The sequence below is a fragment of the Flavobacterium sp. genome (genome assembly GCF_043780635.1).
GTDB lineage: Bacteria > Bacteroidota > Bacteroidia > Flavobacteriales > Flavobacteriaceae > Flavobacterium.
Genome location: NZ_JAYWCK010000019.1, coordinates 1 through 9,605, shown reverse-complemented (window position 1 = coordinate 9,605; position 9,605 = coordinate 1). Strand labels below are relative to the sequence as shown.

Here is a 9,605-nt window from a genome sequence, read left to right as displayed (position 1 = left end):
ATGAGAAAAACAAGTATAAAAAATTTCATAGAAATCAATTGAGTTTCTTATTCGACTAACACGATACCTCGAAGCTCTGCTTCGGGGTTATTCATTTAAAAAATACCAAGGTACCGGAAGAATGCAAGCTGTTTTAAAAGAGGGAAATGATCAAGGACCTGAATTGACTTTTGGAGATTATAAATTAAAAGTGAATTATGAAAAACCCGATGAGCCTTGTTTTGGAATCATCATTCAAACTTCGGAAGAAGAATTTACAGTAATTGGAATGAATTTAAAAATCTTTTTTGAATCAGCCAAAAAAGGAGAGATTGGTCATATCGGACAAGTCTGGGAAGGTCGCTATGAAAACGAACAATGGGTCCCAACCCGATTGATGAATGGCGATGAAACTTGGCACAACGCAGTAACAAGAGTTTTTGGTCGTACTTTCAAATCTTCGGTAGATCTTAGCGATGAAGAAAAAAAACAAGGAAACCCGAATGCATATTCACCAGAAACAAAAAAAGTGATTACAACTCCAGGAGTTTATAAAGTGATGACTTACAGGAGGTAAATGGCAAACAAAAAATAATTTAAATATTTAATAGTAAATTTGCTAAACATAGAAAATAATCAGAATGAAACCTACTTTAAAAATAGTATTTGCAATAGTAATAAGCGTTTTAATCGTTTCGTGCAAACCAAATTACAATAGTGTTAATAGTGAATCCACAACGCAAAATAAACAGAGAATTGATTATTTAATAGATAGATTCAATGATTCTAATGGAAAAGACGTTATGGTTATCGCTCACAGAAGTGATTGGCGAAATTTTCCAGAAAACTCTCTCGAAGCAATGGAAAGCGCCATAACTATGGGTGTTGATATGTTAGAAATGGATGTGGCAAAAACCAAAGATAATCAATTGATTATTATGCACGACAAAACATTAGATCGAACAACAACAGGCGTTGGATTGGTTTCTGACCACACCTTAGAATCAATAAAATCTCTTTACTTAAAAAATGGTGCATGCATTGCAACTAAATATAGAGTTCCAACATTAGAAGAAGCTTTAATCTTGTGTAAAGGTAAAATCTTGGTTAACCTCGACAAATCATACAACTATTTTGATGAAGCATTTCAAATAGCAAAAAAAACGGGAACAACGAATCAAATAATTATAAAAGGATTCAATAAAACGGTGGATCAAGTGGTCTTAGATTTTGGTTCAAAATTGGATTCCATCATTTTTATGCCAGTTATAAATCTTGATACTGAGCCAAATTCATCACAAATAATAGATGATTTTCAAAACAAATTGAAAGTTAAAGCTGTTGAAATTATTTTTTCTACCGATACATCTAAAGTACTAAAAAAATTCTCTCACATAAAAAATAAAGGGAGTAGAGTTTGGGTCAATTCATTGTGGGGATCATTAAATGCGGAACATGAAGATGATGCTGCAATAAAAAATACCGACAGTATCTATGGCTGGTATTTAAAAAACGGCGTGAATATGATACAAACCGATAGACCTCAATTGCTTATTCAATATTTAAAATCAAAAGATTTACACAAATAAAAGTTAGAAATTAGTTTTCAGCATAGATTTTTAGAAGATAAAGGTTGTTGTGTCCTTACCAATGAAGAAAAAAACAAGAAAATCCTAACGCCTACACCCCCGAAACAAAAAAAACAATTACCACGCCTGGGGTTTATAAAGTGGTTACCTATAAAAGGTAAAAATGTAGAAGTAATTAAGCGTTTATATATTGTATAATTGAGCAAAACTTGATGTAATATAAATAAGAATGAAGATATAAGATTATGAGAGATTTATGTGTAATGATTTGCTTTTTAACTTGTTGCGTATTCCATATGAATGCACAAGTTGTACTATTTGATGATACAGTACAATCAGCAACTTTTAATGTTGGGCAAAATTCATGGAGTTCTTTTGTTGCGAATCCATTGAGTAATCAAATGAATTCTTCAGCAAACGTAATTTCTAATAATTCGAGTACTTCTTGGCAAGGAATAGGTGGTAGTTGTGCTGTTCAAATAACAAATGATACTAGAATTTTTCACATTCAATTTTTGAGCCTTTCGCGTTCGGGAAATTATCAGATTCAATTTTCATTCGATGGAAGTTCTGATAAATATTTTTTTTCTGGAAATTATAATCTTTCGGAATGGACTAGCCAAGTCATTGATTTGTCAGCACATATAGGAAAAACATTGAGTTGGTTTATAATATACCCAAGTTCTAATCAGGTGGCACAAACCTATATTGATAATTTGTATTTAGATGGAAACTTATCCGAACCTATTTCAGAAGGAGTTATTACGCAAAACCATTCTTTTAATAATCTGGAAGTCGGGATTCCACTTTTAACTAATGACCAAGCAAGGTTAGGATTTACAGAAATGATGTCTGAATATAAGTTTGAAACAACCTCAGAAGCTGTTAATTTGTCAATGGATAGGTCTGAATGGGAGCAAGCACTTCGGATAAATTTTAATAATTTTAACACTAGTAGTTTAGAAATATTTATTGATAAAGTAGGAACTGGTGTTAATTTAGATTTTGCAAATAACTCTTGGGCAAGTATCGTATCAAACCCCCTTAGTAATATCGTAAATACTTCTTCTTATGTAATCGAAAACAATCCTGCTAGTTCATGGAAGGGAATTAGCGGTACATTGAATGCCTTAGTAACTGATAAAAGTATTTTTAATTTTCAATTATACAATCCTAATGGAGCTGGAAATTATCAAGTTCAATTCTATTTTGAGGGTGCTTCAAGTAATAAGTCTTTTAATGGAACATACCATGGAGGACAATGGGAAAACATTCAAATTGATTTATCAGCAGATGCAGGTAAAAAAATCACATGGTTTTGGATAGCTCCTACATCGGGAGTCATTGAGAAATGTTATTTTGATGAGATTCGTATTACATCAGATAAAGTTATATCAGGTCAAGAAGCTTCTCTTGTAGTTTCTACATTTTCAACATTAGACGCAGCAACCCGATTAGAATTGCCTTTAGAGTTAAGTAACTTAAACGGGATTAGTTTTAAGGCAAAAGCAATTGGAATGCCTATATCATTAGATGTTGAAGTTAGGAATGATGCAGGTGAAGTTTTGCAAGCTCAAACGGTTTCTGTCAATACGGAATGGGCAAGTTATGAGCTTCCATTTGCGGCAATAAATATGCGTCAGATTAAATTTTCTATAAATTCAGACAATCAAGTTTTAGGAAATAATGATGCTTTTGCTTCGGCAATTTTGTTAGATGATCTTTATTTGCTAGATGGTACAGTAGCACCATTTTCAATTCCAACAGATGATAAGGATGTACTGCAATGGTTAAAAGAATCTGCAATCCGATATTTTATTTGGCATTATATTCAGTTAGATGCTGACAGAGGAGTTGTACAAGAAATTTCAAGTAGAGAGAATCATATTCAGCTTTCTGGATTAGGAATGTCAATTGCAGCTTTTGTACTAGCTGAAAAAGAAGGCATGCTATCTTCAGTTGAAGCAAAGACAAAAATAAGTTCTATCCTCAATTGGTTAAATGCACTCGACGTAAATAACGGGGTGAGTGGCGTTTTAGGATTTCCTCAGCATTGGATGAATTCTGACGGAATTCCAATTTGGCAAAACATAAGTATAATAGACTGGGCAATGTGTGCCGCAGGAATAAGAATTGCAAAACAAAAATACAGTGATGATGCATCAATTGTAGCCATTGCAGATGTGCTTTTAGATAAACCTCAATGGGATCAAATACTTACAAGAAACGGTAGGATACCAAAAGCATTAGATAGCTCTGGTAATCCTATAGATGGAGAATGGGGAGATGCATTTTCTGAAGAAACAGAATTGATATATACCGAAGCTATTGCAAGCGGAAAATTAGATAGCTCTATTCTGGATAAGATTATTAGGATCGAAAAAAAAGGTTTTTTTCCGAGCTGGTTTGGTTCTGGATTTACTTACAACTGGTTACAGCTTTGGACGGGAACCATGGACCCTTTCATAGCCAATAGTAAAAAAGCGTATGAATTTGATGCAAAAACATCTTTGGAAGTTTTAGGCCTTCCTTTAATTGGTTTAACGGCATGCGGAACCTTATCAAATGTTGATGGAAATGGCTTCGTATCGTATGATTCTTACGTGTCTAATCAAGGCTCCGAGGCTCATGGATCAGCAAATTCAAATGAAGTGATTCAAATTTCTCCGGCACCATACGGCGCTGTTTTAGCATATCCCTTTTTACCTGATGCTTCTATGACTGCTTTAAGAGAATATGGGAAAACAGGTTATTTCCATCCATTACTCGGATTTCCAGATAATATAAGAATGAAAGAATTACCTGGAGGTTTGAATGACAAATGGGCACCCAATTGGGAAAGGTTTGATATAAATACGGCTGCTATTGCAATGGCAATTGAGCAGGTTCAGGACAATACAATATCAAATTTGATGCTTTCAGATTTAGATTTTAAAAGAGCATTAGAGGAATTGGTGATAAACACACAGCTAAATACTTTATCAATTGATAAAGAAGAAATTGAGGGTGGTAGTTTAATACGAGTTTCTGTCTACCCCAATCCATCAGAAGGAATATTTAATGTTAAATTACCTCCTTCACCTTTTGGCGAAGCAGATAGTTTTCAGGTTATAGATTTATCAGGAAAGATTGTGTTTGCTAAAACAATAACTGCTAAAGAAGCTCAAATAAATATTGATTTAAGAAATTATGCTTCAGGGGTCTATATCTTGAGATTAAGTTTTATAAATAAAGTTCAAACAGTCCTTTTGGTAAAAAAATAATAAATGTATTACATAGGATTTGACATAGGAAGCTCTTCCGTAAAAGTGGCCATCGTAGAAATTTCAACAGGAAAAAGTATTGGCGTAGCACAAGAGCCAGAAACCGAGATGAGTATGCTAGCCCTAAAAAACGGTTGGGCAGAACAAAAACCAGAAGATTGGTGGTTGCATGCTTGCAATGCCGTGGCCAAATTGAAGAAAAAATATAACATTTCTAGAACACAAATAAAAGGAATAGGAATTTCATACCAAATGCATGGATTGGTTCTGGTCGATGCAGCAGGTCAACCTTTGCGGAAATCAATAATTTGGTGCGACAGTAGAGCCGTTGAAATAGGGAATGAAGCTTTTTTAACTATTGGCGAAAAAATATGCAATGAACACTTGTTGAATTCACCTGGAAATTTCACCGCTTCAAAGTTGAAATGGGTCAAAGATAATGAGCCAGAAATTTACAATCAGATTCATAAATTTATGTTGCCAGGCGATTATATCGCTTACAAATTATCAAATGTTATCAATACCACCATCTCAGGATTATCCGAAGGAATTATGTGGGATTTTAAAAATGACAGTTTTGCTAATTTCTTGTTCGAACACTATAATATTTCTACACGCCTGGTTCCTGATATTGTTGATACTTTTTGCATTCAATCGAAAGTTGATAAAAAAGGAGCTGAAGAAAGTGGTTTGGCCGTAGGAACTCCCATTTTTTACAGAGCTGGCGATCAACCCAATAATGCACTTTCGTTGAATGTTTTCAATCCGGGCGAAGTGGCTGCAACAGGAGGAACATCTGGAGTTATTTATGCAATGACTAACAGTTTGTCGGTAAAAGAGAGTTCCAGAGTCAATAATTTTGCCCACGTCAACTACAAAAAAGAGAATGAACCAAGAATTGGGAAATTATTGTGCATCAATGGAGCTGGAATTCAATACCGTTGGTTGTTGAATAATCTTTCGGTTTCTTCTTATGAGGAAATGAATACTCTCGCTTCAGATATTCCTGTTGGATCTGATGGGGTTTGTATGATACCTTTTGGAAACGGAGCCGAGCGAATGCTGAATAATAAAGATATTGGAACTCGATTAGTAAACATCAATCTGAACAATCACGGCAAAGCACATATGTGTCGCGCAGCTTTAGAAGGAATCGCTTTTTCATTTGTCTATGGAATGGAAATTATGAAATCTGATGGTATCGAAGTGAAGGTAATGCGTGCCGGAAACGATAATTTATTTCGTTCTGAGATTTTTTCGAATACTGTGGCAACACTTATTGGTCACGAAATAGAAATATACAATACGACAGGAGCCATTGGCGCAGCAAGAGCAGCAGGACTTCACGAAGGCGACTTTGAAACCTTCGGAAAATACATTACCGACAATGACCACGTAATGACGTATATGCCATTTAAAGACAAAAAACCGTATTTAAAAGCCTATCAACTTTGGAAAAAAGAACTAGAATTAATAATCAATAAATAAAATTATAATGGCAACTTTAGGCAATAAAGAATACTTTAAAGGTATTGGCGAAATTAAATTTGAAGGAGCAGTAACAGACAATCCTTTAGCATTCAAATATTACAATCCAGACCAATTTGTGGCTGGCAAAACAATGCGTGAGCATTTTAAATTTGCCATCGCCTACTGGCATACTTTCTGCGGGCAAGGTTCCGATCCATTTGGACCTGGAACACAAAATTTTGCCTGGGATCAATCATCCGATGCAGTGCAAGCAGCCAAAGACAAAGCAGATGCCGCTTTCGAATTTATTACAAAAATGGGATTTGGATACTACTGTTTTCACGATTTTGATTTAATTAGAGAAGGAGCCACTTTTGGAGAATCTGAAAAAAAAATCCTAACGATTACCGAGTATTTAAAAGAAAAACAAGCGGCTTCTGGAGTAAAATTGCTTTGGGGAACGGCTAACTGTTTCTCTAATCCTCGTTATATGAATGGAGCTTCTACCAATCCTGATTTTAATGTTGTGGCAAGAGCTGGAGGACAAATAAAATTAGCTTTGGATGCAACTATTGCATTGGGTGGTGAAAATTATGTTTTCTGGGGAGGACGTGAAGGATATATGTCTTTGCTAAATACCGATATGGGAAGAGAATTAGATCATATGGGAACTTTTTTGGCAAAAGCTAGAGATTATGCCAGAGCACAAGGTTTCAAAGGAAATTTCTTCATCGAACCAAAACCTATGGAGCCAATGAAACATCAATATGATTTTGATTCGGCTACAGCCATTGGATTTTTACATCAATACGGTTTAGAGAAAGATTTCAAAATGAATATCGAAGTAAACCACGCTACATTGGCACAACACACTTTTCAACACGAAATGGAAGTAGCTGCCAAAGCGGGAATGTTAGGAAGTTTAGATGCTAATCGTGGTGATTATCAAAACGGATGGGATACGGATCAATTTCCAAATAACATTCAAGAAACTACCGAAGCAATGTTGGTATTCTTAAAAGCTGGTGGTCTTCAAGGAGGTGGTGTTAATTTTGATGCTAAAATCAGAAGAAATTCAACCGATATGGAAGATGTTTTCCACGCACACATTGGCGGAGCAGATACTTTTGCAAGAGCTTTGTTGACAGCGGATAAAATTATCACCTCATCAGCTTATAATAAATTAAGAACAGAAAGATACAGCTCATTCGATTCAGGAAAAGGAAAAGAATTTGAAGAAGGAAAATTAGATTTAAAAGCGTTGTACGAAATCGCCAAAGAAAATGGTGAACTTACTTTGCAAAGCGGCAAACAAGAATTGTTCGAAAATATCATTAACCAATATATTTAATATTTTGAATTAGTATTAAATTCCAAAAGGTGTCGGAAACTTTTAATTGTTTGGTTAATAGCTTTCTTGACACTTTTTATTTGGTTGAAATTTACAAAATCATATTAAATACTTCTGACTCATTAACTAATTAAACCACAACATTATTTATGAAAACATTACAATTAGCCGATTACCTTGTCTTTCTAGTCTACTTTTTTATAGTAGCTGGATACGGTTATTCCGTGTACAGGCGCAAACAAATCAAATCCATTTCCGCCTCGCACGATTACTTTTTAGCCGAAGGGTCCTTGACTTGGTGGGCCATTGGAACTTCGTTAATTGCTTCCAATATTTCATCTGAACAATTTATTGCGATGTCCGGTAATGGATTCAAGATGGGATTGGCCATTGCTACTTACGAATGGATGGCAGCGTTGACCTTGATTATTGTAGCCGTGTTTTTTATTCCGGTTTACTTAAAAAACAAGATTTACACAATGCCCCAATTTTTGAGTGAACGATACAATGGAAATGTCGCAATGATTATGGCAGTTTTTTGGTTGTTGTTATATGTAATCGTGAATTTAACTTCTATCCTATATTTGGGTGCCTTGGCTATCAATGGAATCTCAGGAATAGAAATTAATTTGTGTATGTACGGATTGGCTTTCTTTGCCATTGTTATTGCCTTGGGAGGAATGAAAGTAATTGGCTATACCGATGTTATTCAGGTTGTGTTTTTAATTTTCGGAGGATTGGTCACCACGTATTTAGCTTTGGATAAAGTAGCAGAACTAAATGGACAGCACGGAATGGTTCAAGGATTTAACTATATGATGGATCAATCAGGTGATCATTTTCATATGATATTCAAAAAAGACAATGCCAATTTTCCAAGTTTACCCGGATTGACGGTTTTATTTGGTGGGATGTGGATTGTGAATCTAAATTATTGGGGTTGTAACCAATACATTACCCAACGAGCTTTGGGAGCTGATTTAAAAACCGCCAGAAGCGGTATTTTGTTTGCCGCTTTCTTGAAACTATTAATGCCGGTAATCGTTGTATTACCGGGAATTGCTGCTTATGTAATTTATACAAAAGGAGGATTACAAACCGAAATGTTAGGACCTGATGGAATCATAAATCCAGACCGATCGTATCCAGTATTATTAAATTTACTTCCTGTAGGATTAAAGGGATTGTCGTTTGCCGCTCTAACAGCCGCAGTTGTGGCTTCATTAGCAGGAAAAGTGAACAGTATTTCCACCATTTTTACCTTGGATATTTTTAAGAAAAAAATAAATGTGGATGCCACTGAAAAAAGATTGGTACAAGTGGGTAAAATTACGGTTGTGGCAGCGATGCTATTAGCTGTCTTAATTGCTCCCTTTTTAGGCATTGACAAAAAAGGAGGTTTTGAATTTATTCAAGAGTACACCGGGTTTGTAAGTCCAGGGATTTTTGCGATGTTCATTCTAGGATTTTTCTGGAAGAAAACCAGTTCGAATGCTGCAATGTTTGCCACCATTGGAGGCTTTATTATGTCGGTAATTTTTAAATTCTTGCCTAATTTTATGAATCTAGAATTCTTGAGCAGCACAGGCTTTGCCACATTGGTAGAGCAAAAAGACAAAACAATGGCGTACGAGATTCCGTTTTTAGACCGAATGGGTTTTGTATTTGCCATTTGTGTTTTGTTAATGATTGTAATTAGTCTTTACGATGTCAAACGAGGAATTAAAGTGAAAGGATTGGAAGTGGATTCTAAAATGTTTAAAGTAAGCAATGGTTTTGCCGTTGGAGCAATGATTATAGGTGGTGTACTCGTTGCCTTGTATTCGATTTTTTGGTAGGATTCAAAAAGCGTTCTTTACTACTTGGCAATATGCAACTTATATCAATTTTGTTGCAAAGTCCGGTAGAGACCAATATAATTTACCTATGATGGTGAATGCTTGGATTGTTCAA

At 35.1% G+C, this 9,605-nt stretch carries 6 protein-coding genes; all 6 read left to right on the top strand.

What is annotated here, in order from left to right:
• Positions 1–37 precede the first annotated feature (37 nt).
• The 6 genes from ACH2BV_RS01465 (at position 38) to ACH2BV_RS01440 (ending at position 9,490) form a co-directional block, all read left to right on the top strand.
• Entirely contained in the window at positions 38–556 is a 519-nt protein-coding gene (locus tag ACH2BV_RS01465) for a DUF5597 domain-containing protein (protein WP_395048765.1), read from the top strand.
• Positions 557–620: 64 nt separating this feature from the next.
• Positions 621–1,568 carry a glycerophosphodiester phosphodiesterase family protein gene (locus ACH2BV_RS01460; RefSeq protein ID WP_395048763.1) on the top strand — a complete coding sequence of 316 codons (948 nt, stop codon included), beginning with the start codon at positions 621–623 and terminating at the stop codon, positions 1,566–1,568.
• Between the two features lie 296 nt (positions 1,569–1,864).
• Positions 1,865–4,831, top strand: a complete 2,967-nt coding sequence (locus ACH2BV_RS01455; RefSeq protein WP_395048762.1) for a T9SS type A sorting domain-containing protein — start codon at positions 1,865–1,867, stop codon at positions 4,829–4,831.
• A 3-nt stretch (positions 4,832–4,834) separates the two neighbouring features.
• Complete coding sequence (locus ACH2BV_RS01450) at positions 4,835–6,319, top strand: xylulokinase (RefSeq protein WP_395048760.1); 1,485 nt, start codon at positions 4,835–4,837, stop codon at positions 6,317–6,319.
• 7 nt (positions 6,320–6,326) lie between these two features.
• A complete protein-coding gene (gene xylA / locus ACH2BV_RS01445) occupies positions 6,327–7,652 on the top strand; it encodes a xylose isomerase (RefSeq protein WP_395048758.1) in 1,326 nt (441 codons plus the stop codon).
• A 149-nt stretch (positions 7,653–7,801) separates the two neighbouring features.
• Positions 7,802–9,490, top strand: coding sequence for a sodium/sugar symporter (locus ACH2BV_RS01440; RefSeq protein ID WP_395048757.1), 1,689 nt, complete (start codon positions 7,802–7,804; stop codon positions 9,488–9,490).
• The last annotated feature ends 115 nt before the right edge of the window (positions 9,491–9,605 follow it).

What these genes read in the sequence shown, in the direction of transcription:
- ACH2BV_RS01460 (WP_395048763.1), top strand. Translation starts at nt 621, where the DNA reads ATGAAACCTACTTTAAAAATAGTATTTGCAATAGTAATAAGCGTTTTA.
- ACH2BV_RS01455 (WP_395048762.1), top strand. Translation starts at nt 1,865, where the DNA reads ATGAATGCACAAGTTGTACTATTTGATGATACAGTACAATCAGCAACT.
- ACH2BV_RS01450 (WP_395048760.1), top strand. Translation starts at nt 4,835, where the DNA reads ATGTATTACATAGGATTTGACATAGGAAGCTCTTCCGTAAAAGTGGCC.
- xylA (WP_395048758.1), top strand. Translation starts at nt 6,327, where the DNA reads ATGGCAACTTTAGGCAATAAAGAATACTTTAAAGGTATTGGCGAAATT.
- ACH2BV_RS01440 (WP_395048757.1), top strand. Translation starts at nt 7,802, where the DNA reads ATGAAAACATTACAATTAGCCGATTACCTTGTCTTTCTAGTCTACTTT.